Genomic DNA, 23,970 nt, shown 5'->3' with positions numbered 1-23,970 from the left:
ATTTTGGGGGAGTCAAAATGAAGAAGTTGTTATCAGGCATTACCGTTGTCGCTTTAAGCGCGGGCTTGCTAGCTGGATGCGGCCAGGGGAACTCGAAGCCCTCAGAGAGCGGTGCGGCGCCAAGTCAGGGATCGACAGATAAGAAGATTACGTTGAAGCTACTGCAAGGCAAGCCGGAAATCGCCGACAAAACAAAGCAAATGCTGGCCGATTACCAGTCAGAGCATCCGAACGTCACCATCGAACCTGAAATTACACCGGATGTGCAGACGAGGCTCAAAACGCTGTTCGCAGCAGGAGAAGCGCCGGACATTTTCTTCGTAAAAGGGTACACCGACATGGGGCTGTGGCGTGACAGACTGGTTGACCTAACGGAAGAATCTTGGATGAGCCAGGCGCTGCCAACAACACTTCCAGGTATGACGTTCGACGGTAAGAAGTATGGCTTTCCGATTTCCATCGAAGGATACGGTTTCGTATATAACAAGGATTTGTTCGCTAAAGCCGGAATCGATAAGGTTCCAACAACGCTAACAGAGCTAAAGCAAGTGAACGAGAAGCTGAAGACGGCAGGCATTAAGTCTTACTCAGAGGCTTACAAGGAATGGTGGACGCTTGGACAGCATTTGCTAAACCTGCCATTCGCTTATGCGCCAGACCCAGCGGGTTATGCCAAGCAGTTGAATGATGGCACTGCGAAAATCAAGGACAACCCTTTCATGAATGGATTTTTTGATGTTCTTGATATGACTGTGCAGTATGGATCAGGCGTAGAGTCGCTTGGCGTCAGCTACGATACGGAAATCGCGAACTTCGCAACGGGCAAAGTTGCGATGATCCAGCAAGGGGTTTGGGCTTTGCAGCCGATTCTGAAGGTGAACCCGGATGTAAACATGGGTATGTTCGCTATTCCGCTTACGGATAACGCTAGCGATACGAAAATTCCAATCAGTGTACCTAACTATTACGCGATTAACAAGGAATCTAAGAACGTTGATGAAGCGAAGAAATTCCTGGACTGGGTCCACAAGAACGGTCAGAAGTATTTGGTTGATTCGTTCAAGTTCCTTCCTGCCTTTGCTGATATGCAAGCGACGGATCAATTGGGACCACTCGCTGCTGACATGAACGAATACGTGAAAAACGATCAAATCATTCCGTTCGCCTTCTTCCTGTGGCCAGCTCCGGGAATCCAAACTCAATTCGTTAAGCCGTTGCAAGCCTATGTCGGCGAGCAATTGAATAAAGAGAAAGCCATGGATGAAATTCAGAAGATCTGGTCAGGTGCTGTGAAGAAGTAATAGGAAGTCGGGCGTTCTCTAAACGCCCGACTAGAAGGAAGCAGCCACTGTACCGATTCGGGACAGCTCCGGAAATGTCGCAGTGGCTGCATCAGGTTAAAGCAGGAAAAGAGGTGCTCTTCAATTCATGACACAAACGAAAACGAAAAAGCTGCTCATTTATTTTACCTTTGTATCTCCAGCTGTTCTACTGTTCGCTTTAATTATCATGCTACCCTTTGTCCGGGCAATCATCTTCTCGTTTCAGGATTGGGATGGGATAAGCACTGACATTAAGTGGGTAGGATGGAGCAACTATACGACGATCTTCCACGATTCGGCGTATATGAAGTCGTTCTGGTTCACGCTAAAATATGTAGCCGTAAGCACGTTATTGGTTAATGTTATAGGTTTTGCATTAGCTATAGTTTTGAACATGAAGCTGAAAACGAAAAACGTGCTCAGAACGGTCTATTTCATGCCTCATGTCATTGGAACATTGATCATCGGCTTCATCTGGCAATTTATTATTTCACAGGTTTTCCCACAAATCGCGGAATGGACGGGCTGGCACATTTTCGAAGTGAATTGGCTCAGCTACCCGAGCTATGCATTCTGGGCACTTATTCTCGTTAATGTGTGGTATTCCGCCGGTTATTTCATGGTTATCTATATTGCCGCGTTGCAAGGGATTTCCACTGAATTACTGGAGGCCGCGCAGATCGACGGAGTTAACCGCTGGCAGAGAATGTGGCACATTATTTTACCGCTTGTTCGCAATGCGATTACGATTTGCTTGTTCCTAGCCATTACGAGCGGCTTTAAGGTGTTCGATCTTAATCTAGCCCTAACGAAGGGCGGACCTTTTGGATCGACGGAATCATTGGCATTGCATATTTACCAGGATGCTTTTGCGAATAACAATTACACGCTGGCATCTACGAAAGCGATTATATTTTTCATCGTGTTGGGCGCCATTACGCTCATTCAAGTGTTCGCTATGAAACGGAAGGAGGTTGAGATGTAATGAAGGACCGTTACAATAGCGGGAAGCTTCTTCTTGAGCTGTTCATGATCGCGCTCGGGCTCCTGTTTCTTGTTCCGCTTTATCTGGTGTTTATTAATGCGTTCAAACGGTACGATGAAATCTTGACCTCCGCTTCTTCGTTACCTGAGTTGTTTCAATTGAGCAACTTTGTGACGGTGTGGCAGGAGATGAAGTTTCCTACCGTGTTCGCGAACTCGCTTATCATTACGGTTCTCAGCGTACTTGGCATCTTATTATTTAGCTCGGCTGCGGCCTATCAGCTCGTTCGTCGTCCCGGCAAAATGAGCAACATTATTTTTCTAGGTATTTTGTCCGCGATGGTCATTCCTTTTCAAACGATGATGATTCCACTGCTCATGGTGGCTAAAGACTTTAAGATGATCAACAACTTGCCCGGCATTATTACGATGTATTGGGGATTCGGTATCCCACTTGCGCTGTTTCTGTACCACGGATTTATTAAGGGCGTGCCTGTCGAGCTGGAAGAAGCGGCAACGATGGACGGCAGCAGTGTGTTCGGTGTTTATTTCCGAATTCTGCTCCCGTTACTTACTCCGATTACGGTAACGATCGCGATCCTGCATTCGTTATGGATTTGGAATGACTTCCTGCTGCCTTACATCGTACTCAATTCGAAGGCGGTTCAGACGATCCCGTTAGCTTCCTACATTTATTTCGGAGAATATATGAATCAGTGGCATTTAGCTCTAGCAGCGATGACGCTGGCTGTGATTCCGATTGTTGTATTTTTCCTGCTCATGCAAAGATACATTATTCAAGGCATTACGGCGGGTGCGGTGAAAGGCTAGGACTAGAGAGAAAAATAGAGAAAACAGTTTGGAGAGGAGCCAGTTGAAAATGGATCGAAAATGGTGGAAAGAAGCGGTTGTCTATCAGATATATCCAAGAAGCTTCATGGACAGTAACGGAGACGGTGTAGGAGATTTGCAAGGTGTTATCCTCAAGCTAGACTACCTTCGGGAACTTGGCATTGATGTGATCTGGCTGAGTCCGATTAATAAATCGCCGAACGACGATAACGGCTACGATATCAGCGATTATAGAGATATTATGGATGAATTCGGCACGATGCAGGACTTTGACGAGCTGCTTCACGAAGCGCACCTAAGAGGCATCAAAATCATGCTGGATCTGGTAGTAAACCACTCTTCGGACGAGCATCCTTGGTTCATTGAGGCCAAGAAATCGAAAGACAATACCTATCGTGACTATTACATGTGGCATCCCGGTAAGGAAGACGGCAGCGAGCCGAACAATTGGGGCTCCCGATTTGGTGGCTCGGCGTGGGAGTATGACGAGAATTCTGGCGAATATTATTTGCACATTTACTCCAAAAAGCAGCCTGATTTAAATTGGGAAAATCCTGCGCTTCGTGGGGAAGTGTATGATCTGATGACCTTTTGGCTAGATAAGGGCGTTGATGGCTTCCGTATGGATGTTATCAATATGCTTTCCAAAGCAGAAGGGCTTCCAGACGGGAAAGTAAGAGAGGGCTTTAAATACGGCGATGGCGTTCCTCTTTACTGTGACGGTCCCAAAATCCACGATTACTTGCAGGAAATGAACCGTGAGGTGCTGTCCAAATACGATATTATGACGGTTGGCGAAACATTAGGCGTTAATGTGGAGCAGGCTAAGCTGTATACGGGAGCTGATCGGAACGAACTAAATATGGTGTTCCATTTCGAGCATGTGTTCCTTGGAGATGGGAAGCTTGGCAAATGGTCTCCTGGGCCATGGAAGCTGACGGAGCTGAAAACGATTATGAGCCGCTGGCAGTACGGACTTAGGGAGGACGGCTGGAACAGTCTATATTGGAGTAATCACGATCAGCCGCGAGCGGTATCTCGCTTTGGTAATGACAGTCCGGAATATCGCACGATTTCTGCGAAAATGCTGGCCACCTGCCTGCACATGCTGCAAGGCACTCCTTACATCTATCAGGGAGAAGAAATCGGGATGACCAATGTTCGATTCGACAAATTATCGGACTACAGGGACATTCAGACGGTTAATGCCTATCGCGATTTTGTTGGAGGCGAGCAGTTAAGTCATCCAGAGATGATGGAGAGCATCTACCAGCGAAGCCGGGACAATGGCCGCACTCCTGTACAATGGTCGGCTGGCAGCAATGCCGGATTTACGGAGGGAACGCCTTGGATTGGGGTTCATGAGAATCACAAGGAAATCAACGTAGAGCGTGATAGGAAAGACCCGGATTCGATCTATCATTATTATAGAAAATTGATTCAGCTTCGCAAGGAGCACGGAATTATCGTGTACGGTACGTATGATATTTTAATGGAAGAAAATGAACAGATTTATGCTTTTACCAGAACGCTTGAAGAGGAGCAGTTGGTCGTCATTTGCAATTTTTCGGAACAGCTGCCTGTGTTTGAGTTCCCACGGCATATTCAGTTTTCGAGCAAACAGCTACTTATTAGCAACTACACGGTGGATACGAATGATGAGATTGCGACTATTACGCTGCGTCCGTATGAAGCGCGAGTCTATCGACTAGTTTGAGGGGAATAAGCCTGACATCTATGTATGACACCGAAGGCTGTGATAAGGTTTGATTCCTGTTCTGATAAAGGCTAGTGCGTATATTTTTATCATTATTCTTGGCTTTATGCTAAAGCGAATCGGTTTGGTCGCACCGACGGATTATAAAGTCATATCCAAAATCGTGCTAAACGTTACACTCCCCGCCGCTGTAGTAACCAGTTTTGCATCTCATGACATGCAGGTTACACTTTTATTCATCGTGCTGCTGGGACTAGGATGTAACGTGCTTATACTGCTGCTTGGGTACTGGGCCTCTCGAAGAGAAGATAATAGCACTAGGGCATTTTATATGCTGAATTGGCCGGGGTACAGCATCGGTTCCTTCACCATGCCTTATGTTCAAAGCTTTCTCGGCCCTTCCGGTATCGTGGTAACAAGCTTGTTCGATGCAGGCAACGCAGTCATGTGCACAAGCGGTTCGTATGTGGTGACTTCGAACGTATTAAGCTCAGAGGAAAAAAGCAGTGTTATAGGAATGGTGAGAAAGCTTTTTTCCTCCGTACCGTTTGTCACGTATATGCTGATGCTCATATTTGCAATGCTACATGTGGGCATACCGTCAGAGGTCGTTGCGGTTTCTTCTACGATCGGTGCTGCTAATGGCTTTCTGTCCATGCTAATGATCGGAATGATGTTCGAAATTAAATTCGAACGCAAGTATGTTAAGCAGGTTGCTCTCACATTATCCGTTAGGTTTCTCTGCGCGGGAGCTTTTGCGGCGGTGTTCTATTTCCTGATGCCGTTCTCTCAGGAAATTCGGCAGGCACTTGTCCTTGTCTCGTTCTCGCCGATCTCGAATCTATCTCCGGTGTTTACGGAAAAATGCAAGGGAGACCCCGCTTTATCCAGTCTCACCAGCTCGCTCTCTATCTTGGTTAGCCTCGTGGTGATGACGGTTCTTCTTATGATCATGCAGACGTAATAGAATAGGTAAGGTAAGGAAGGAGGGGAAACCGGAATTGGGTTTCCTCTCTTTTGTTACCAATTACGTTCTCGCCTGCGGCATCGCACACGCAAGAGGGAAATGTGTGTCCTAGCTAACGCACAGTATCGTGCTTATTACCGATAAATGGACTACTTGTTTGTTCTTACGAACTTCAGTAGCGTTATTGCGTAAAATATAGGGGGGAAGGCGTTACTTTATTCGATATAAGATGTCTGGAGTTCGTCCCTCGTATTTAAGGGTTTTACTCACGAATGCTCACTCATTCGCAGAATTGCAACTCACAAGAACAGGTGGATGGAGCGGAAGTAGGGGAAACCCGTTGTCGATGGACACATTTGGCTATGCAGGAACAGAAGTCGCGCTCATACGCACTTCGCGACAGACTTCTGCTGCACACTCCACTTGTCCCTTGGAGGTTCACCCTCCCATGTCTCAACGGGTCTGCGCCCTTACATTCCTTCGTTCAACCTGACCAAGGCGTGGAGACCGATTGCGTTTAGATAACGGATCTATGTCCCTGACGAACTCCACATTCGGTTCTCTGTGCTTTCTTTGTGGTGGCATTCCGCGAACGAGTCAACATTCGTAAGCGTGTCGAATCGGTTTATGCGCTGTGACTCAGGCTGCCGTAACGTCAAGCTTGCTCTGGTACGTTTCTCCGCGTTGGACCATCCCGATGACCAGACGCGCCAACTTTCCGATAAGTTTAAATACAGACTTCAGCTTCGTCATGCCTTTTAGCTGGTTTTGCTTATGCCAGTATTTGAAATCCGGGTGATGCCGCACCAAATTCAATACAGCTAAAAACAAATACTTACGCAACGTACTGTCCCCTCGCTTCGAGAGCTTAATCTGCCCCTTGTGCTTCCCAGATGTTCGCTCCGTCAAATTGAGGCCCGCACGACGCAGCAACTGTTTGCCATGGGCGTACTGGCTCAGATCTCCAGCGCATCCTAACAGGACGGCTATGGTGACCCTTCCCAAACCTGCGCTGCTGAGCTGCTTAGCCAGCGGAAGGCTGTTCAGCAGCATTTCCATCTCCTGCTCCATTTCCTGGAGTGCCGCTTGGGTTTGCTCGTAAGCCGCTAGCAAGCGAGCAAGATCCTGGCCTGCTGCCACGTCCATGCACGGTTTTCCAATGCTGCGATTCGCGGCGCTGAGGAGCTGAGTGGCCGTTGCCTTCCCGCTAGCACCACCTGCACGTCTCATTCCCTGCTCGCGCCAACCCTCCATGACCAACTCTGCATTCAACTGCTTGAGGTCCTCAGGCAGTGGAAAGGCTCGGAGCGTCGCCAGTGAACGGGCCGTGTCCCAGACGGGGAAGACACTTCTGAACTCGGGAAAGTACAGGTCGATCCAGCGGACAATGCGATTTCCTAAGCTCGTGGACATTTTTACCCAATACTCGCGATTGCTCGTAATGGTCTTGATTTGGTCAAATACGGGGACTGCGGTGCATAGTTGGTGTAATAGCCGCGACTGACTACGTCTGCGATGACAAGCGCATCCTTGGGGTCGTTCTTGGAGGGGCTGTTGTCCCGATTTTCCTTGTTGCGATGCGTCGTAACCGGGTTTACCAGAACCACTTCAATGCCTTGCTCTAATAGCCAATTGGCGAGGTTATACCAGTAATGACCGGTCGGTTCCATACCGACAATAACATCCGATTTGCCGTATTTGCCACGTATATCCTGCAACCAAAGTCCGAGTTTCTCGAATCCTTCACGCGTATTGGTAAAGGACAGGTGACGGTTCGAGAGGACTCGTCCACGGTAATCCGTTACTTGCGCTGCATGAACATCTTTGGCAATGTCGATCCGCACTACGGCGTGTTGGCTGGTCATTCGTTCAATACGTTGATTTGTTTTCTCATTTTGGGTAAACTTCATAGTAAGCGCCTCCTGATGGGTTTTAGGGCATTGACCCGTGACACCCCCATCATAAGAGGTGCTCCTTTTTTTGTCCAAGACCAAAAATTAGTCTCTACAGGAATGTTTAAAATATAAAATCATTAGATTTTGATCAAATAAGAATTATTGAGTTCGTAAGCCATAGTCACGTAATCCATTTCTGAATAATCTCCGACACAAACGTAGAACGCCGTGAAAGGACGGTGTCCCACTTTTATGCTTATAGGTTGAACCATTAAATCCTCAATCATAAATATAAGAATTCATTGCTTCAGTTATTAAATCAATTTTTATTGATTAATGTATTGTTCTTAAGAAATCTATATGATATTATTTATAAATCAAAATAATTTGATTAAACAGCTTTTATTGCAAAGTGTTGAGAAGACTGAAAAAGGTCATATTATATTTACAATAAACCAAACTGTAGCTTGTTGCGAAGGAGGAATGATCATGATTAAAGAGCAGCCCTTGGTCGTTCAAAAAGGAGAGTCCGTTGATTTTACACCGTATGAAAGCAAGTTCAAAGCGTTAGCAGACCAGAAGCGATTGCAAATCATGTATGAGCTGACTCAAAGAGGAAACACTTGCGTCTGTGATCTTGTTGATATATTAGATATGCCTCAATCCAAGCTGTCTTATCATCTCAAAATTTTATTGGATGCTGGTTTAATTAACCGCGAGACAAGAGGGACTTGGAGCTATTACGAACTAAATCATAATGAGGTCAATCATTTGCTGTCCCCGGAACTATGCTGCATTTTCCGAAAATGATATTCGCATGAGTTATTAATCAAAAAAAGTTGATCAATGATTGAGATTGACTGTGGCACATTTGGAGAGCAAAGGAGAGATGAAAATGACCATAATGGAAACAACGAATGATCAAATTGAGTTATTAAATAAAAATGGTAGAAAAATCATCTCGGTTACGAATGAAACAGGCGGTATTCAAATTGTTGGTCTAGACAATATTGAGAAGCTCCGGATTTTTCTCAATGACCTAAAAGAGGCCAATTACAATATGAGAGACCCCTTTCTTAATAAAAAAATCTAGAATATAACTGGAGGAAAAATCACGATGAAAAACATTGAACTTAAACAACCTAGCTCTTGTTGCGCAGCTCCTGCCATTGAGCAAGACATAATGAAACAACAACCCAATAACAATTTTAAGAATAAACCAGTCGTCATTATTGGGGCAGGACCAATAGGATTAGCTGCGGCGGCGAATTTGGCTGAACGTGGAGAGGATTTCATTTTATTAGAATCAGGCACACATGTCGGACACAACATATCGGATTGGGGACATGTTCGTTTGTTTTCACCGTGGCAATACAATATAGATAAAGCGGCAGCGAGATTGTTATCCAAACATGGGTGGGTTGCGCCTTCCCCTGATGCTTTACCAACGGGACAAGAGTTGTTAGAGAAATACTTACTCCCTCTATCTGAGCTTCCTGAGATTAAATCTAAGCTTATTCTAAATACTAAATGTAGTAGCGATCAGCCGAAAAGACACAGACAAAATGAAATCAGAGCATCGAGAAAACAAAGCTTTTGTGATTTATACTGAAGGGCAAAGTAGCACTCAACGATATGAAGCTAGGGCAGTAATCGATGCTTCTGGAACTTGGGGATACTCGAACCCGCTTTATGCAAGTGGTATTTGGACGAATGAAGAACAATCACTTAATGAAAATATTTACTATGGTATTCCAAATATTCACGGTAAAGATAAGGAAAGATATCGTAGCAAAAGCATCGCTGTGGTCGGTGGTGGTCACTCTGCGTTAAATACATTGTTGGATCTTGCTCAGCTAAAAGAGACTGATCAAGAGTTGAGTATTGTGTGGATCATGCGGAAAAACAGAGTAGAGGATGCATATGGTGGGGAAGCGAATGATCAACTAGAAGCTAGAGGGGAGCTAGGAAGCCGTATTCATCAACTCGTTAATTCCGGCAAAATTCAAGTGATTACACCATTCAGAATTCAAAAGCTAAGCCGTTCAGGCGGTCAAATAATGATTAGTGGGGAAAACAATGAAGGCAGTAAGGATATACAAGGGATTGATGAAATTATCGTTAATACAGGAAGCCGTCCGGATTTTTCATTCCTGCGAGAGTTAAGATTAAGTATTGATCAGGGTACAGAAAGTATCGAGACGCTAGCCCCGCTCATTGATCCAAATATCCATAGCTGTGGCACGGTTCGCCCACATGGGGAACGGGAGCTACGACATACCGAAAAGGACTTTTATATTGTTGGGATGAAGAGCTACGGTCGCGCTCCAACATTCCTTATGGCAACCGGTTATGAACAAGTTAGATCTGTAGTGGCTTACCTTGTAGGTGATTACGAAGCAGCATTAAAGGTAGAGCTTGATTTACCTGAAACAGGAGTTTGTAGCATTGCAAATACACCCATAGTCAATGCAGGTGAGAAATCCGAAGAGTCTTGTAGTACGGATGGATGTCACCCATCAACAGTAAGTACAACCCCAAAATCTACTTGTTGCTCTTAAATTCACATAAAAAGCAGAGAAGAGATAGTCGATATAAGTCAGTAATTTTTATGGCATTAATAACGGCTATCTCTTTGTTCGGGGATTCCATGTTATACATCGCCTTACCCATCCATTGGCGAGAAGCTGGATTAACCTCGCTGGTAGAGGTAGGCATACTGTTGTCTGCAAACCGATTTATCCGATTACCATTAAATCCTTTAATCTCATGGATATTTACTAAGCTAAGTATTCGTGATGGGATGATCATAGCTGTCATCATCGCAGGGACAACGACTTTTCTATATGGTTGGGCGAATAGTTTTCTATACTGGCTCATCTTAAGATGTATTTGGGGAATAGCTTGGTCCATCATCCGTTTAGGGGCTTATTTCATGATTTTTGATTCAACAACGATTGAAAATCGTGGGCACTTAATGGGAACCTATAATGGAATTTCACGGCTAGGTACATTAGTGGGGATGCTGGCAGGAGGATTTTTTGTTGAATGGTTCGGAATAAGAAATGTAGCAGTTTTATTCGGGATCTTGGCTATTATGGTTTTGCCGGCCGTTCTAATCTACATCCCGAACACTAAAAATCGTCAAGTTACCTTGAGAACTAAATTAACAGTCGCTTCTTTGGCAAATCAGCCTATATTGGTTTGGATGCTTTTGACTGTATTCATTGTCATGTTATGCTTGGAAGGCATACTAACAGCCTCATTGAGTCATTTAATCGATGTCCGCAAGCATATGGATTTCAGCTTTTATGGCATGCTAATTGGGGCGGCAGCGATCGCAGCCACCATTCAGGCATCCCGATTAGTGATAGGTGCATTTCTCTCACCATGGATCGGAAAAAAAACAGATGGGAAATGGGGAAGAGAAGCTGCCTTGTCAGTAATCTTGTTCCTAGCATCAGTTATGGTTTTTGTCATACCGTCAAACATCCCATTAGGGTTTTGGTTACTTAATTTGTTAGCATTACTCCTGACAACGACACTATTAATAACAATAATGGATATTTCCATATCGGCAATCGTATCGAATGAGACTAAAGTAGCAATCGTAACTGTTTATGTAATAGTTGCTGATGTAGGAGCTTCATTTGGACCATTCCTTGGCTATCTATTCGAAAGAACCTTAGGTCTCTCTACAACTTATTGGATAGCCGCTACTGTACTGATGTTATTGAGTTTTAGATGGATGATAGCTCTAGCAAGGAGGGTGTAACTGAAATGAATAAATCAGAAAGCTTTTGGGACAAAACAGCAAGTAAATATGATCAGTTAGAGATGAAGGATGAACAGACTTACAGCAATATAATAAAAAGAACGAAAATACATCTCAAAATAAGCGACATTGTTTTGGATTACGGCTGCGGGACTGGATTGATATCAAATGAAATTGCAGAATGTGTGAAAGAGATTCATGCCATTGATATATCTTCTAATATGATAGGAATTGCGGAAAAAAAGGCCAAAGAGCGAAACATTGCAAATATAAACTATGCTCATTCGACTATTTTTGATGAAAAGTATAAGAAAGACTCATTTGATGTCATCCTGGTCTTTCATGTACTGCATTTGTTGGAAGATGAACATATCGTTCTACAAAGAATGAATGAACTGTTGAAACCAGGAGGATTATTGATTTCAGCAACACCATGCGTTGGAGAAAAGATAATTCTAAAAAACTTGTTATACTTAGCAGGTAGAGTTGGATTAGTGCCGAATATAAGATCATTTAAAATACGCAATTTAATCGCTACAATTGAGGAAGGGAATTTTTCAATTGTCGAAAAGGATTGCTTGAAGAAAAGCTCTCAGGAATATTTCATTGTTGCTAGGAAATTTCGGTAGCAGAGATTGGTGATATCCATCCCATTATGAAAATTGTTTATTCGAGAAATAAGTAGCAAAAAAACTGATGAAGTTTCTTCATCAGTTTTTTTATGTCGAAAACGATTCTAAGTTATTGTTTTCATATAAATTGCTTATTGCGTTCTTTAGAATATGATTAGGCGGAAGAGGAATCGATGCCGCAGGGAAAATGTAACTTTTGAAAACAATCTGAAGGGGAATACTGGACCCATCATCACTCGATTTCGAATAGAGCAGCGACCTCAAGATAGTTTTGGCGATGCTCATTCCGAGACCTGAGCTAACCGTTGGTTTTTCTGTATTCGTTCTCCGGTACACATATAAATAAGGGGCTGGCCATCTATGCATACGCCGTTCATTGAAAACAATCAATTCAACGCAATCAAGAATCAAACCGAAATTCTCCAGCAAGCGCTTCGGACCGCATCGGACCGAAACGTACTGAAGGCAGTAAGATACAGCGCTACGCTCAAGATCGACGAACTATTCCCGGATCTGGAAGAGGACCGGAAGCGGCACTTGGTGTCCATGGCAGACATGAACAGCGCCGAAGAGTTTCACAACTACCTCGATTCGCTCGAGCCTTGGCGGGCCGAATTCCCTCCATTGACGAACAAACAGTTTCAGAAGCTGTTCCCGAAGGCGAAGAAGCTGAACGCGCCGGATGTCGAAACGATGGATCGGCGCCGGTTGACGTACATCGGGTGGACGGATATCGCCACGAACAAAATGTTCCTGGTATTTCCCCGGGACGGACAGTTTCTTGGCATTGAAGGTCGGTTCACTCCCACGAACAAGAAGGGCTACTGCGTGATTTGCAACAGCTACGACGATCTTGCATTGTTCACGGTCAAGACGCGGCCGGCGAACTCGCCGCCTGATTATTACAAGGTGTATGGCCATTACGTCTGCCTCGATGGACATGCATGCAACACGCGCATCACGGACACGGCTGCCTTGGAGAAGTTTATCCAGTCGATCAAGGGCTGATCGTGACGTTTTTCACCAAATAGTCCGCTGGGAGCGGCTTGCAGAGCGCCACCCCGCGGTTTCCATCTCGCCTGTACCGGAGTCCTTGAGTAACAGCCTCTCTTGCCACTATCCCTTTTACTCAGCAGAAGATCAAGTTAGTTGGCTGCGGCCTATTTGTGTTTTTTTTCATACCCTTGCCCCGGATTCCGCAATAGCAATCTCCCTCTACTGAAAGCCCCTGATTCCAGCACCAAGAAACTCCCTCGGCAGGATACTTGATAAGGTTGAATTGTTTGGCGAATAATATTAGAATTAACAAAATTATATATAGATAGTGGGGAAATGAAACAATTGCAAATACGTGAAATTGAAGAAAAGGACAATCAAACAATAGAGCGAATTATTAAAAGCTCATTGGAATCATTTAACCTAAACATTCCGGGAACAGCATATTTTGATCCTCAACTGGGTAGTCTGGCGCAATATTACAAGGAACAAGCAAATTCAAAGTATTGGGTTGCAGTGAATGAACAAAACGAAGTGGTAGGTGGTTTGGGGATTGCACCATTTGGGCAGGAACCGGGAATTTGCGAGTTGCAAAAGTTATACATTACACCCGAAGCTCAAGGTAAGGGCCTCTCGAAGGAACTTATTAAAGTAGCACTCGACTTCGCTAAGGAACACTATGCACACTGTTACTTAGAAACATCGAGTAAACTTCAAGCAGCAAATCGCCTTTACATCAAAACAGGTTTCCAACAACTTGAAAGACCACTAGATGGTTCAGACCATAATGCTACTGATGCTTGGTTTATAAAAGATTTATCGTTTTTGAGTTAGTGCAGCTAAAGATTGGGATATGGGTAACTCTGTGTGCACAGGATAATAGCCTGTGTTTTTTTTTGTATACGAACGGGCAAGTCTGTATGACCTCATGCTCCACATGTAAATGGTATAAAAGGTTAATATTGACACTTTATAAACATTTTAGTTTACTAATTGTATGGTCAACTTATAATGAGGTGAGTTCAAATGATAAAAGGTTTATTTGAAACACATTTACTGGTGCGTGATTTGGATAATTCCATTTCATTTTACGAAACACTTGGTTTGAAATTAGGTGTACGTTATGATAATGTCGCATTTTTCTGGATTACAGAAGATAAACAACACATGCTTGGACTTTGGCAAACCTCAGAGGAAAAGATGCAAAAACGTCACTTTGCATTCAATGTTTCTGTTGATGATTTAATCAATTCACCTCAATATTTATTTGAGAGAAATATCAGTTTGAAGCCAGTATTTGGTCGAGGAACAGATGAGCCGATTGTACATTCCTGGATGCCAGCTGCCGCTGTATACTTTGACGATCCTGACGGTAATGAACTTGAGTTTATAGCGATGCTCGGTGATAAACCTAAGCAACTATCTTATGTCCCATATTTAAGTGAATGGAATGCTGAAATTTCAAAGGGCTGATATGTAGGTAAAAGGAAAGGAATAATTTATGACTTCATATAAAATAAAGCAACTAAATCTGAAAGACTATTTTATGTGCAGTAATATATGGGATATGGAAAAGAACTCAAAAATGGCAAATATGTTTTATGACGAATTAGTAAGCGGAAACAGGATTACCTTTATTTATTTGGAAAATGATGAGTTTATAGGAGAAGGTTCGTTGGTTTTTAGAAACAATGATCCAGATTATACAATCCCAAATAAACGGATTTATCTATCTCGTATGATTGTTAAAGAAGAAAATCGCAATCGTGGTATAGGGAGCATTATCCTTGATTATTTGATTGAATATGCTGAAAAAGTCGGATATATGGAAATTTCGCTTGGTGTCGATACAGATAACTTAAGCGCAAGACATCTATATGCAAAAAAAGGTTTTACTAACGTATTATTTATTGGAGAAGACGAATATGGTGAATACGTAAAACTCCTTAAAAAACTATGAAGCTCAATATCCTATATACCACGAGGCTACCGCGGAAACATTCGGGTAGCCTCATTGTGTTAACGGGTAAAATAACCCCAAAATGTGGTATATTGGAGTGAGGGATTTGAAAAAGGGGGGAGCAATATTGAGGGAAATAAAGCATCCAATTAAGAGTCCTGCAAGGATTGGAACCATTATAGGTATGATTGCTATTATATTGAGTCAATTTATTCTTGTATGGAAATCATCGGATCACACAGGTGTATTCTACATTTCGGTAACAGCGATTTTTCTATGCTTAGTTGTGTTGCTACTTGCATTGTACAGGACATTTTTCAAAGGACCAACTGAGTTATGCCTATCCAATGAGCAAATTATATTAAACGGAAAAATAATTAATTCGAGTGATATTAATGTCATAATGATCAGGGGCTACTTTAGACCTGTTATCGGGATATTACCTTATAAGAAGAGAATCGTCCCAATGGATATGGTATTTAGGTACTTGAAGGATGAAGAAAGAGGTACCTCGGATTTAAGAAACTGGGCAACGATGAACAATGTAAAAATGGTCAATAAATCGTTTCAAACGTGGATATAAGTCTATTTAATATTATTGGCACGAATGCAAAAAAAGGAGCACGCGAAAAGGCGTGAGAATAACAGGAGCAGGTTTTATCAAAATTCCTATCTCTGTGGATAGTGAGAGAACCAAACTCAATGAACCAAGGCCCCTCTTTACATTTAAGTGTAGTGGTGATAATATTGATTTCGATAGTTGTAGAACTGCGGAAGAGATTCAGGGAGGTGAGAATAATGGGAGAAAATCAAGAGGATATGGGGCAAGCGGTTAAATTGTATAAAGCTTTGGGGGAACCTACCCGACTGAAAATCGCTTTACTGCTTACGAAAGAGAGTAATTTATGCTTCACCGCCATCGGTGAAAGGCTTGAATCGGTTGCAGGCTCGACGCTATCGCATCATCTCAAGCAATTGACGGACTCTGGCTTGATTAGTTTTCGCAAGAATGGATCGTTTATTCACTATAACGTCAATCGAGAAATAGCGGAAAAATTTGCGCCCTATTTGTTGGCGTAATTTTTTTAACAATTAATTCTATATATTTAGAACTGTAGAAACGATAAAGGCTATACATGATTGAAATTTAGTCGGACAAGTCGACTTGGCCTATTCCATATTATAAAGGAGAGAATAACTATGAGCGGTCAAACGATTACGATGGAGATTGGAATTAGCACGTTCCTTCATGCAAATCCCGGAAATGGTGGTGTCTCGCACGCCCAGAGGCTGCGCCAAGCAATAGAGGAGATTCAATTAGCAGATCAAGTCGGGCTTGACGTCTATGCTATCGGCGAGCATCATCGAATCGACTACACAAGCTCGTCGCCAGCCGTCATACTGGCCACCGCTGCAGCTACAACGAAGCGGATCCGGCTCTCGAGCGCAGTGACAGTGCTATCTTCGGATGATCCGGTGCGGGTATATCAGGACTTCGCAACGCTGGACGGTCTATCGAACGGGCGAGCGGAAATCATGGCTGGACGGGGTTCGTTCATCGAATCTTTTCCGCTATTCGGATATGACCTGAAAGATTACGAGGAATTGTTCGATGAGAAACTGGAACTGTTGTTAAAGATTCGCGCTTCCGAGAAGGTGACCTGGCACGGTGGACATCGCCCCGCGATTGACAACATGGGCATTTATCCTCGTTCACAACAGGAGCTGCTTCCTATCTGGATCGGCACGGGGGGCAGTCCAGATTCGGCTGTTCGGGCCGGCACACTGGGACTTCCGATTGTTTTCTCTATCCTGGGTGGAATGCCGGAGAGATTCGCGCCCTTAGTGGAGCTTTATAAGGAAGCCGCAGTGAATGCAGGTCACGATGTGAATAAATTGCAAATTGCTACGCATTCGCATGGCTTTATTTCGGATACGACAAAAGAGGCAACAGAACGGTATTACCCGACCATGGCGGCTCAAATGAACCAGATCGGACGGGAACGAGGCTGGTCTCCTTATACACGTGACTCGTACGATGCAGCCCGCAGCCTTAATGGCGCTCTTTATGTCGGAGACCCCGAATATGTGGCAGAGAAGATCGTACTACTGCACAAGAACCTTGGCTTGACTCGGTTCATGATGTACGTCGATTTCAGTTCGTTGCCGCATCGCGACTTGCTGCGGACGATTGAGCTTCTCGGTACCAAAGTAGCACCGATTGTCCGCAAGGAGCTCGCACATCAGACTTCTGAACAACCGTAACACTTAATTCAGCGAATGAACGTTGGAGAAAAGAGGCTTGATTGGACAGAGAATTGGCTTCGGCGGTTGGCTAATCTTATTTTTTTAATAATGACTTCTACAGATTTAGAACTGTAGAAAAGGAAAGAGGAGAACTCGATGAGAAATTCATGGAAAATTTATATTCTAGCCATTATCAGCTTTTTAGTAGGAACTTCGGAATTCGTTATTGCCGGTATTCTGGATATGCTTGCAAGTGATGTTGGGGTGTCTGTAGTGGCGGCAGGACAGCTAATTACGGTCTACTCGCTTGCATATGCCATCGGCACTCCGATTATTATTGCACTCACGGCAAAAATGGACCGAAGAAAGCTTATGCTATTGGCTTTGGGATTATTTTTCATAGGGAACTTGATCACTGTCACAACAACGGGCTACGGCATGCTGATCGGAGCAAGAATTATTTTGGCCATTAGCACGGGGGTATTTATGGTAGTTGCCCTGACCGTTGCGGCCAAGATAGCACTTCCTGGTAAACAGGGCAGCACTATCGCTACAATTCTCTTGGGCTTTAACCTCGCACTTATTCTCGGGGTCCCGCTTGGAAGGGTCATTGCGAGCTCGTATGATTGGAAAATTATTTTCACAGGGATTGGAGTACTGAGCTTGATCGCGATGTTGGTTCTATTGCGGACAATTCCGAAATCGGAGGGAGAGGCTCACGTTCCTATTCGGAAACAGCTTGCCTTGTTAAAAAATCCTCGAATCTCTGTCACGCTTTCCATCGGTTTTTTCTGGATATTGGGATATATGATTCTGTACACCTATATAACGCCGTTTCTTCTAGACATTACGGGGATGAGCGAGCGGATGGTAAGCATCGGATTGTTTGCATTTGGGCTGGCTAGTCTCCTAGGATCTCAAGTTGGTGGCTACGGGGTAGATAAATGGGGTATCCCCCGTACGATGATTGGAGGCTTGATCTTTCACTCCGGAATATTGTTGTTACTGACGGCGTTCTCCCATTCGTCCATGTTCGTGTTACCTTTGCTTATGTTATGGTCCTTTTTCGCTTGGTCGATGGGGCCGGTTCAACAAGTTTATTTAATTAGTATGGCTCCCCAGGCTTCGGGAATCATCCTAAGTTTGAACAGTTCGATCGTGCAGTTGGGCATGGCCGTAGGGGCTGTAATCGGGGGCGTCATTGTAGAAGGTATTTCTCTTACAGCAGTCGGTTGGTTTGCTGGAATTGGCGTCGCAATTGCTCTCATCCCGGCTATATTTTCGTTATACATGCGTCGCAGATCTGCATAATTGAATTCGATGAATTCCAATGATTGATTGGCTCCACCAAATCAACTCGGTATGTATGATTTATTGTTCAGGACACTGGCACGGAAAATATTCAGACGATATTAACAGGCAATATACTGCAACCTGCTGGATCACCGGCAGGTTGTTTTGTAATGAGCTATAAGGAAGCAATGAAGGCGTTATTTTTAAATTCTAGCGTTGGACAAACACAGTTGTTTTTAACGCCTTAATAGAATCGTAATAATTTGCTTAGAGATCTGTAAGCAGTTTACTTTATTCTGATTTTGCAAGATAACTTAAATGGAGTGTGATATCAATGATTAGAGGAACAAAGGGCAAGACATTCATTCTGCTGGCAGCACTTATACTATCGCTAGCCTTTGCCGGATTGGCGAGCGCGGCAACGCCCAAGTTAATCAAGAAAGATGGCAACGAGCTAGTTCATCTGAGACAAGCAGCAGAAATGTATGGCTACAGCGTGAAATGGGACGGCAAGGAAAAATCGGTAACATTGATTTACAATGACAAGATGATGGATAGCAAAATGAAGGATGACAAGATGAAGGATGACAAGATGATGGATGAGAAGATGACGGATGATAAAATGATGGATAGCAAGATGACGGATGACAAGATGACGGATGATAAAATGATGGATAGCAAGATGACGGATGACAAGATGACGGACGATAGTATGAAGCAAGGGGTACAAACCATTAAATTATGGATCGGATCAAAAAATATTACGGTAGACGGCAAGCTGGTTAAGCTGGATGCAGCTCCTATCCTTTATCGTAATAATACTTACGTTGTCGCGGCATTGGTAACGAAATATATGAAGCCGTCTTCAATAATGGGGTGAACAAACAGCGGAGTTGAGCAATCTGATTATGGTATGATCAAGTTAATTGATCTTATCGAACGTTAGGAGTGGGGCGGATTGAACGAGCGCGTACTAGTTGCTGATGACGATACAAATATTACGGATGTATGCCGTCGATATCTGGAACGAGAAGGATATCTAGTTATGACCGCAAGAGATGGCTTGGAAGCGCTGGAGCTGTGGTCCAGCCATAAGGTAGACTTAATCGTGCTCGATCTCATGATGCCCCACAAAGACGGTTGGCAAGTGTGTAAAGAAATCCGTCAAACAGAGGATATACCGATTATCATGCTGACCGCACGCGGAGAAGAGCAGGATAGACTAATGGGGCTGACATTAGGCGCAGATGATTATCTGACGAAGCCCTTCAGTCCGAGAGAGCTCGTTCTTCGCATAAGGGCCATTTTGCGCAGGGTTCGGCTCATACAGACTCCTCCAGTTGCTTCCAATCAAACGCTTAAATATGAGGATATTACGATTCACGCAGGAAAACGCAGAGTTGAAGTATGTGGGAAGGAGATTGACTTGACGGTGACGGAATTTGAGATGCTTTACTTACTTGCGAGCCATCCAGATCAAGTCTTTTCTCGGAATCAAATTTTGAGCAAACTGTGGGATTTTAGCTATGAGGGAGATACGACCACAGTGACCGTGCATATACGCAGATTGAGAGAAAAGATCGAGCCGAATCCCTCGGAACCTAAATATATCAAGACGGTCTGGGGAATTGGCTATAAGTTTGCGGGTGAAGCTAACCAATGAAATTAAGAACGAATTTATTGCTGGCCAACCTTACAGGTATCGGCGTTTTATTAATCTGTTTATTTGTTAGCTACTCCAAAATGCTGCTTTCGATCGAACAGCTATACTGGCTTTCTAGCGTAACGGCTGGTATAGGACTGCTCTCTTTCATACTACAGCATTTGCTAACACGACCTTTGGAGAAATCGATCGCGCGGATCACCCAACAGACCAAGAGAATTGCCGAAGGAGATTTCCATACGGAAGTCCCATCAATAGGTCCGGTAGAATATAAGATACTAGCACAACAATTTAACGAGATGAGTCGTAAATTGAAGGAAAGCTTTGACAATTTGTACAGCTCCGAGTCGGCGCGGCGGGAATTGATTGCGAATGTCTCACATGATTTGCGTACGCCCCTTGCATCCATTCAATCGTTCGTAGAAGCGTTGGAGGACGATGTAATCAAGGATGAGATAACCTTTCAGCGCTATCTTCACACGATTCGGCTGGAAACTGTGCGGCTTGGTGGGCTCATTCATGACTTGTTCGTGCTTTCTAGTATGGAAGCACAGGGGGAAATATTCGACCCGCAGCCTTATCATGCGGATGAGCTCCTGATCAGTACCTTGGAAAGCTTCTCTTTGCATCTAGAGGAGAAGCAGCTTAAGGTTGAGATTGAGATGCCGGATAAACTGTCTGCCGCTAATATGATGCCCGCTCAAATAAAGCGGGTCCTATCCAATCTGCTGCAAAATGCCATTCAATATTCCCCTAATGGAGGGAAGATCGTGCTATCCGCGCACGAGCAGGAAAATACCTACTTGAGAATCTCCGTCACCGATGAAGGCGAAGGAATAGAGGCAGCGGAGACTTCACGTATATTTGAACGTTTTTATCGGGTGGATAAATCTAGAAGTAAAAGCAGCGGAGGTGCCGGGCTGGGGCTGGCCATCGCTAAATCCATTGTCCAGCTCCATGGCGGCGAAATCGGGGTGCGCAGTTCCACGGGAGAAGGAAGCTGCTTTTGGTTTACGTTGCCGATCTATACAAGCCGCAAAACGGCTACCGATTAGTTCTTTTCCTCATCCCGGAATACGACGCTATAACATCAGGGGGTGATTGAATTGGCAGGCGATCATTTATTTATTTTTGGGGTATTTGCTGCAGGGCTGTTATCGTTTTTTTCACCATGTATTTTGCCGCTGCTTCCCGTATATATTGCTTATTTGTCGGGAAACAGTGCGAGCAACGCTAACCCGGGGACGAGTGATTCCAGTTCCATTCGACTCCGGCCTGGACTGATATTAAGAACACTGATGTTTGTTCTAGGGTTATCTACGGTTTTCATCCTCCTCGGCTTTGGCTCAGGGACGATTGGCACCGTAATCACAAGCTCTCGATTCATCGCTGTCTGCGGAGCCGTCGTCGTACTGTTCGGTCTATATCAGACGGGATGGATTAAGTTTTCTTTGCTAGAACGCGAAAGAAAGATTTCCAGCAATCGCATCGACAATGGGGGATATATCGGCGCTTTTCTGCTCGGGCTGACTTTTAGCTTTGGATGGACGCCGTGCATCGGTCCGGTGCTGGCTGCAATTCTCAGTATCGCAGCTGGTGAAGGCTCCCCAGCTTACGGTGGATTCCTGATGCTCATCTATACGCTAGGGCTGGCGATTCCCTTTTTGCTGATGTCTGTATTTTCAGATTTTATCCTCACACGGATCAGACGGTTGTATAAATTCATGGGAATGATCAAGGTTATATCCGGCTGCATTCTCATCTTAATGGGAATTGTGCTTATGACAGATAGGCTTAACACGATCATCGTGTGGTTTCAGTAAATGACTGGGGGGATGAAGCATGAAGATCTCAAAGCAGCTGATCAAATATGTGCTGACAGCCGGCGTTCTGCTTGCGGTTCTGTCCGCATGTGGCGCTAAGGAAACAATGCAAGATACTGCAATGGGGGAGGCATCCAGAATAATGAACAAGGGAGTTACCGCCCCACCTGTCTCCATAAACGACCTGAACGGCAATGAAGTCCGTCTTGCAGATTTCAAGGGCCAGAAGGTTTATGTGAAATATTGGGCTTCCTGGTGCTCGATCTGTCTAGCGGGGCTTGAGGACCTAAATACGTTGGCCGGTCAAGATAATGGCTTCCATGTGATTACGATCGTCACGCCGAACTATAAAGGAGAGAAATCCACGAAGGATTTTACCGAATGGTTCACTAGACAACCGTATCACAATATCACTGTGTTATTGGACGAAGACGGGGTGTGGGCGAAGAAATTCGGATTAAGAGGATATCCGAGCTCCTTTTATATCGGTTCAGACGGCATTCTGGTCAAATCATCCCCCGGCCATGCCTCCAACGACATTATTACGGAGACATTCAAGGGAATAACGTGAGGGAGGACGGGATGTTCATGAGAAAAGTTAGTTTAGGCGTATTTATAGCCACTATAATTTTGTTGTTGTCCGCCTGCGGGCGCAGCAGTGACGAGAATGCTCGGCAGGATTCAATGAGAACAACGACAACCCGATCCGACAATGCAGCACAGATATCCGAATCCGATTTGCGAGACTTGTACTTGGCTGGCGGCTGCTTCTGGGGCGTGGAGGCGTATATGTCCCGCATTAACGGTGTTTATGACGTAACTTCCGGTTATGCGAACGGAGAGGGTGAGAACCCGACATATAAAGATGTGATCCGGGGAGATCGCGGTTTCGCAGAAACCGTTCATGTGAAATACGATCCGAAGCAAGTCACCCTGCAGAAGCTGCTTGCTGATTACTTCAGGGTAATCGATCCCACTAACGTGAATAAGCAAGGGAATGACCAAGGCATTCAGTATCGAACGGGGATATACTATACACATGCCGATGATGCAGAGGTCATACAACAAGCTGTTGCTCAGGAGCAAGAAAAGTACGCCAAGCCGATTGTCACCGAAGTATTGCCTTTGCAGAACTATTATCTAGCAGAGGAGTATCATCAAGATTATTTGGAGAAAAATCCGAACGGATATTGCCATATCGATCTAAGCATTCTGGATGAACAGGAGATTGTGATCGACCCCTCCCAATATCCGAGACCGACCGATGATGTATTAAAGCAGAGATTGACGAAAGACCAGTATGAGGTAGTCGTCAACAATGATACGGAACACGCTTTCACCAACGAGTATTGGGATAATGATGAACCCGGTATTTATGTGGACATCGCGACTGGGGAGCCTTTATTTTCAAGTAAGGATAAGTATGATTCCGGTTGTGGGTGGCCGAGCTTCACGAAGCCAATCATCCCGGACGTCGTTACCTATCATGAGGATACAAGCTTCGGAATGGTTCGAACAGAGGTGCGTAGCCGGACGGGGGACATTCATCTCGGACATATGTTCGACGACGGACCTGAAGATCGCGGAGGGAAACGCTATTGTATCAATAGCGCGTCTATCCGATTCATCCCAATCGCGCAGATGGATAAGGAAACCTACGGTTACTTAATACCTGTGGTCGAATAAATAAAGTAGATGCTTGCCTAAAAAACAGGTCGATTATGGTCATTTGCTACCATGATTAACCTGTTTTTTCACTGACTCACCCTTTCTAGCGCCCGCTTCGCACAAACTTCATATACCTGATTTGGTCCGTTATTAGCAAAAAGAAGAACCCTGGCACT

25 protein-coding genes and 1 pseudogene are annotated in these 23,970 nt (G+C 44.4%); 24 read left to right on the top strand and 2 right to left on the bottom strand.

The window, feature by feature from the left end:
• Positions 1-17 precede the first annotated feature (17 nt).
• The 5 genes from KCTCHS21_RS16380 to KCTCHS21_RS16360 all read left to right on the top strand — a co-directional run bounded on the left by KCTCHS21_RS16380 (position 18) and on the right by KCTCHS21_RS16360 (position 5,839).
• A complete protein-coding gene (locus KCTCHS21_RS16380) occupies positions 18-1,301 on the top strand; it encodes an ABC transporter substrate-binding protein (RefSeq protein ID WP_130610445.1) in 1,284 nt (427 codons plus the stop codon).
• A 127-nt stretch (positions 1,302-1,428) separates the two neighbouring features.
• Entirely contained in the window at positions 1,429-2,307 is an 879-nt protein-coding gene (locus tag KCTCHS21_RS16375; RefSeq protein ID WP_130610442.1) for a carbohydrate ABC transporter permease, read from the top strand.
• Positions 2,307-3,137 carry a carbohydrate ABC transporter permease gene (locus KCTCHS21_RS16370; protein WP_130610439.1) on the top strand — a complete coding sequence of 277 codons (831 nt, stop codon included), beginning with the start codon at positions 2,307-2,309 and terminating at the stop codon, positions 3,135-3,137. The genes KCTCHS21_RS16375 and KCTCHS21_RS16370 overlap by 1 nt, the downstream gene beginning before the upstream one ends.
• Before the next feature lie 49 nt (positions 3,138-3,186).
• Positions 3,187-4,875: a glycoside hydrolase family 13 protein gene (locus KCTCHS21_RS16365; protein ID WP_130610436.1), complete on the top strand. Its 1,689-nt coding sequence runs from the start codon at positions 3,187-3,189 to the stop codon at positions 4,873-4,875.
• Between the two features lie 106 nt (positions 4,876-4,981).
• Positions 4,982-5,839, top strand: a complete 858-nt coding sequence (locus KCTCHS21_RS16360; RefSeq protein ID WP_197726473.1) for an AEC family transporter — start codon at positions 4,982-4,984, stop codon at positions 5,837-5,839.
• A gap of 642 nt (positions 5,840-6,481) precedes the next feature.
• Here KCTCHS21_RS16360 and KCTCHS21_RS31725 read toward each other — a convergent pair.
• The gene (locus KCTCHS21_RS31725; RefSeq protein ID WP_232057858.1) at positions 6,482-7,114 is read right to left on the bottom strand and encodes a transposase; all 633 of its coding nucleotides are present in this window, start codon (positions 7,112-7,114) and stop codon (positions 6,482-6,484) included.
• A 143-nt stretch (positions 7,115-7,257) separates the two neighbouring features.
• Positions 7,258-7,707, bottom strand: coding sequence for an IS110 family transposase (locus KCTCHS21_RS31720; protein ID WP_232057857.1), 450 nt, complete (start codon positions 7,705-7,707; stop codon positions 7,258-7,260).
• Between the two features lie 519 nt (positions 7,708-8,226).
• On the opposite strand from KCTCHS21_RS31720, the gene KCTCHS21_RS16350 reads away from it, so the two are divergent.
• From KCTCHS21_RS16350 to msrB, 19 genes and pseudogenes are all read left to right on the top strand, one after another.
• Positions 8,227-8,547: an ArsR/SmtB family transcription factor gene (locus KCTCHS21_RS16350; RefSeq protein WP_130610430.1), complete on the top strand. Its 321-nt coding sequence runs from the start codon at positions 8,227-8,229 to the stop codon at positions 8,545-8,547.
• An 85-nt stretch (positions 8,548-8,632) separates the two neighbouring features.
• On the top strand, positions 8,633-8,830 hold the full coding sequence (locus KCTCHS21_RS16345) for a hypothetical protein (protein ID WP_130610427.1): 198 nt from the start codon (positions 8,633-8,635) through the stop codon (positions 8,828-8,830).
• A 24-nt stretch (positions 8,831-8,854) separates the two neighbouring features.
• Positions 8,855-10,298, top strand: a pseudogene (locus KCTCHS21_RS16340) (NAD(P)-binding domain-containing protein).
• Positions 10,299-10,348: 50 nt separating this feature from the next.
• Positions 10,349-11,512 (top strand): MFS transporter, encoded by a 1,164-nt coding sequence (locus tag KCTCHS21_RS16335; protein ID WP_157994062.1) that lies wholly within the window; start codon positions 10,349-10,351, stop codon positions 11,510-11,512.
• 5 nt (positions 11,513-11,517) lie between these two features.
• A complete protein-coding gene (locus tag KCTCHS21_RS16330; RefSeq protein WP_157994061.1) occupies positions 11,518-12,141 on the top strand; it encodes a class I SAM-dependent methyltransferase in 624 nt (207 codons plus the stop codon).
• A gap of 363 nt (positions 12,142-12,504) precedes the next feature.
• Positions 12,505-13,152, top strand: a complete 648-nt coding sequence (locus KCTCHS21_RS16320; protein WP_130610415.1) for a FusB/FusC family EF-G-binding protein — start codon at positions 12,505-12,507, stop codon at positions 13,150-13,152.
• A gap of 333 nt (positions 13,153-13,485) precedes the next feature.
• Positions 13,486-13,974, top strand: coding sequence for a GNAT family N-acetyltransferase (locus KCTCHS21_RS16315; RefSeq protein ID WP_130616548.1), 489 nt, complete (start codon positions 13,486-13,488; stop codon positions 13,972-13,974).
• Between the two features lie 192 nt (positions 13,975-14,166).
• Positions 14,167-14,613, top strand: coding sequence for a VOC family protein (locus KCTCHS21_RS16310; RefSeq protein WP_130610412.1), 447 nt, complete (start codon positions 14,167-14,169; stop codon positions 14,611-14,613).
• A 28-nt stretch (positions 14,614-14,641) separates the two neighbouring features.
• A complete protein-coding gene (locus KCTCHS21_RS16305; RefSeq protein ID WP_130610409.1) occupies positions 14,642-15,100 on the top strand; it encodes a GNAT family N-acetyltransferase in 459 nt (152 codons plus the stop codon).
• Positions 15,101-15,227: 127 nt separating this feature from the next.
• Positions 15,228-15,683 carry a hypothetical protein gene (locus KCTCHS21_RS16300; RefSeq protein WP_130610406.1) on the top strand — a complete coding sequence of 152 codons (456 nt, stop codon included), beginning with the start codon at positions 15,228-15,230 and terminating at the stop codon, positions 15,681-15,683.
• 215 nt (positions 15,684-15,898) lie between these two features.
• Positions 15,899-16,180, top strand: a complete 282-nt coding sequence (locus tag KCTCHS21_RS16295) for an ArsR/SmtB family transcription factor (protein WP_130610403.1) — start codon at positions 15,899-15,901, stop codon at positions 16,178-16,180.
• 120 nt (positions 16,181-16,300) lie between these two features.
• On the top strand, positions 16,301-17,365 hold the full coding sequence (locus tag KCTCHS21_RS16290) for an LLM class flavin-dependent oxidoreductase (RefSeq protein WP_130610400.1): 1,065 nt from the start codon (positions 16,301-16,303) through the stop codon (positions 17,363-17,365).
• Between the two features lie 138 nt (positions 17,366-17,503).
• A complete protein-coding gene (locus KCTCHS21_RS16285; RefSeq protein ID WP_130610397.1) occupies positions 17,504-18,658 on the top strand; it encodes an MFS transporter in 1,155 nt (384 codons plus the stop codon).
• A gap of 316 nt (positions 18,659-18,974) precedes the next feature.
• Positions 18,975-19,520, top strand: a complete 546-nt coding sequence (locus KCTCHS21_RS16280; RefSeq protein ID WP_130610394.1) for a stalk domain-containing protein — start codon at positions 18,975-18,977, stop codon at positions 19,518-19,520.
• A gap of 78 nt (positions 19,521-19,598) precedes the next feature.
• Entirely contained in the window at positions 19,599-20,303 is a 705-nt protein-coding gene (locus KCTCHS21_RS16275) for a response regulator transcription factor (RefSeq protein ID WP_130610391.1), read from the top strand.
• Entirely contained in the window at positions 20,300-21,358 is a 1,059-nt protein-coding gene (locus KCTCHS21_RS16270; RefSeq protein WP_130610387.1) for a sensor histidine kinase, read from the top strand. The genes KCTCHS21_RS16275 and KCTCHS21_RS16270 overlap by 4 nt, the downstream gene beginning before the upstream one ends.
• Before the next feature lie 42 nt (positions 21,359-21,400).
• Positions 21,401-22,126 carry a cytochrome c biogenesis CcdA family protein gene (locus KCTCHS21_RS16265; RefSeq protein ID WP_408621709.1) on the top strand — a complete coding sequence of 242 codons (726 nt, stop codon included), beginning with the start codon at positions 21,401-21,403 and terminating at the stop codon, positions 22,124-22,126.
• Positions 22,127-22,145: 19 nt separating this feature from the next.
• Positions 22,146-22,697: a redoxin family protein gene (locus KCTCHS21_RS16260; protein ID WP_130610381.1), complete on the top strand. Its 552-nt coding sequence runs from the start codon at positions 22,146-22,148 to the stop codon at positions 22,695-22,697.
• 17 nt (positions 22,698-22,714) lie between these two features.
• Complete coding sequence (gene msrB / locus KCTCHS21_RS16255) at positions 22,715-23,812, top strand: peptide-methionine (R)-S-oxide reductase MsrB (RefSeq protein ID WP_130610378.1); 1,098 nt, start codon at positions 22,715-22,717, stop codon at positions 23,810-23,812.
• Positions 23,813-23,970 lie beyond the last annotated feature (158 nt).

The sequence above is a fragment of the Cohnella abietis genome (genome assembly GCF_004295585.1).
Lineage (GTDB): Bacteria > Bacillota > Bacilli > Paenibacillales > Paenibacillaceae > Cohnella > Cohnella abietis.
This window is presented reverse-complemented; position numbering and strand designations above follow the sequence as displayed.

What these genes read in the sequence shown, in the direction of transcription:
- KCTCHS21_RS16350 (WP_130610430.1), top strand. Translation starts at nt 8,227, where the DNA reads ATGATTAAAGAGCAGCCCTTGGTCGTTCAAAAAGGAGAGTCCGTTGAT.
- KCTCHS21_RS16290 (WP_130610400.1), top strand. Translation starts at nt 16,301, where the DNA reads ATGAGCGGTCAAACGATTACGATGGAGATTGGAATTAGCACGTTCCTT.
- KCTCHS21_RS16370 (WP_130610439.1), top strand. Translation starts at nt 2,307, where the DNA reads ATGAAGGACCGTTACAATAGCGGGAAGCTTCTTCTTGAGCTGTTCATG.
- KCTCHS21_RS16330 (WP_157994061.1), top strand. Translation starts at nt 11,518, where the DNA reads ATGAATAAATCAGAAAGCTTTTGGGACAAAACAGCAAGTAAATATGAT.
- KCTCHS21_RS16380 (WP_130610445.1), top strand. Translation starts at nt 18, where the DNA reads ATGAAGAAGTTGTTATCAGGCATTACCGTTGTCGCTTTAAGCGCGGGC.
- KCTCHS21_RS16310 (WP_130610412.1), top strand. Translation starts at nt 14,167, where the DNA reads ATGATAAAAGGTTTATTTGAAACACATTTACTGGTGCGTGATTTGGAT.
- KCTCHS21_RS31720 (WP_232057857.1), bottom strand. Translation starts at nt 7,707, where the DNA reads ATGACCAGCCAACACGCCGTAGTGCGGATCGACATTGCCAAAGATGTT.
- msrB (WP_130610378.1), top strand. Translation starts at nt 22,715, where the DNA reads ATGAGAAAAGTTAGTTTAGGCGTATTTATAGCCACTATAATTTTGTTG.
- KCTCHS21_RS16280 (WP_130610394.1), top strand. Translation starts at nt 18,975, where the DNA reads ATGATTAGAGGAACAAAGGGCAAGACATTCATTCTGCTGGCAGCACTT.
- KCTCHS21_RS16360 (WP_197726473.1), top strand. Translation starts at nt 4,982, where the DNA reads ATGCTAAAGCGAATCGGTTTGGTCGCACCGACGGATTATAAAGTCATA.
- KCTCHS21_RS16375 (WP_130610442.1), top strand. Translation starts at nt 1,429, where the DNA reads ATGACACAAACGAAAACGAAAAAGCTGCTCATTTATTTTACCTTTGTA.
- KCTCHS21_RS16260 (WP_130610381.1), top strand. Translation starts at nt 22,146, where the DNA reads ATGAAGATCTCAAAGCAGCTGATCAAATATGTGCTGACAGCCGGCGTT.
- KCTCHS21_RS16305 (WP_130610409.1), top strand. Translation starts at nt 14,642, where the DNA reads ATGACTTCATATAAAATAAAGCAACTAAATCTGAAAGACTATTTTATG.
- KCTCHS21_RS16285 (WP_130610397.1), top strand. Translation starts at nt 17,504, where the DNA reads ATGAGAAATTCATGGAAAATTTATATTCTAGCCATTATCAGCTTTTTA.
- KCTCHS21_RS16345 (WP_130610427.1), top strand. Translation starts at nt 8,633, where the DNA reads ATGACCATAATGGAAACAACGAATGATCAAATTGAGTTATTAAATAAA.
- KCTCHS21_RS16365 (WP_130610436.1), top strand. Translation starts at nt 3,187, where the DNA reads ATGGATCGAAAATGGTGGAAAGAAGCGGTTGTCTATCAGATATATCCA.
- KCTCHS21_RS16320 (WP_130610415.1), top strand. Translation starts at nt 12,505, where the DNA reads ATGCATACGCCGTTCATTGAAAACAATCAATTCAACGCAATCAAGAAT.
- KCTCHS21_RS16335 (WP_157994062.1), top strand. Translation starts at nt 10,349, where the DNA reads ATGGCATTAATAACGGCTATCTCTTTGTTCGGGGATTCCATGTTATAC.
- KCTCHS21_RS16295 (WP_130610403.1), top strand. Translation starts at nt 15,899, where the DNA reads ATGGGAGAAAATCAAGAGGATATGGGGCAAGCGGTTAAATTGTATAAA.
- KCTCHS21_RS16270 (WP_130610387.1), top strand. Translation starts at nt 20,300, where the DNA reads ATGAAATTAAGAACGAATTTATTGCTGGCCAACCTTACAGGTATCGGC.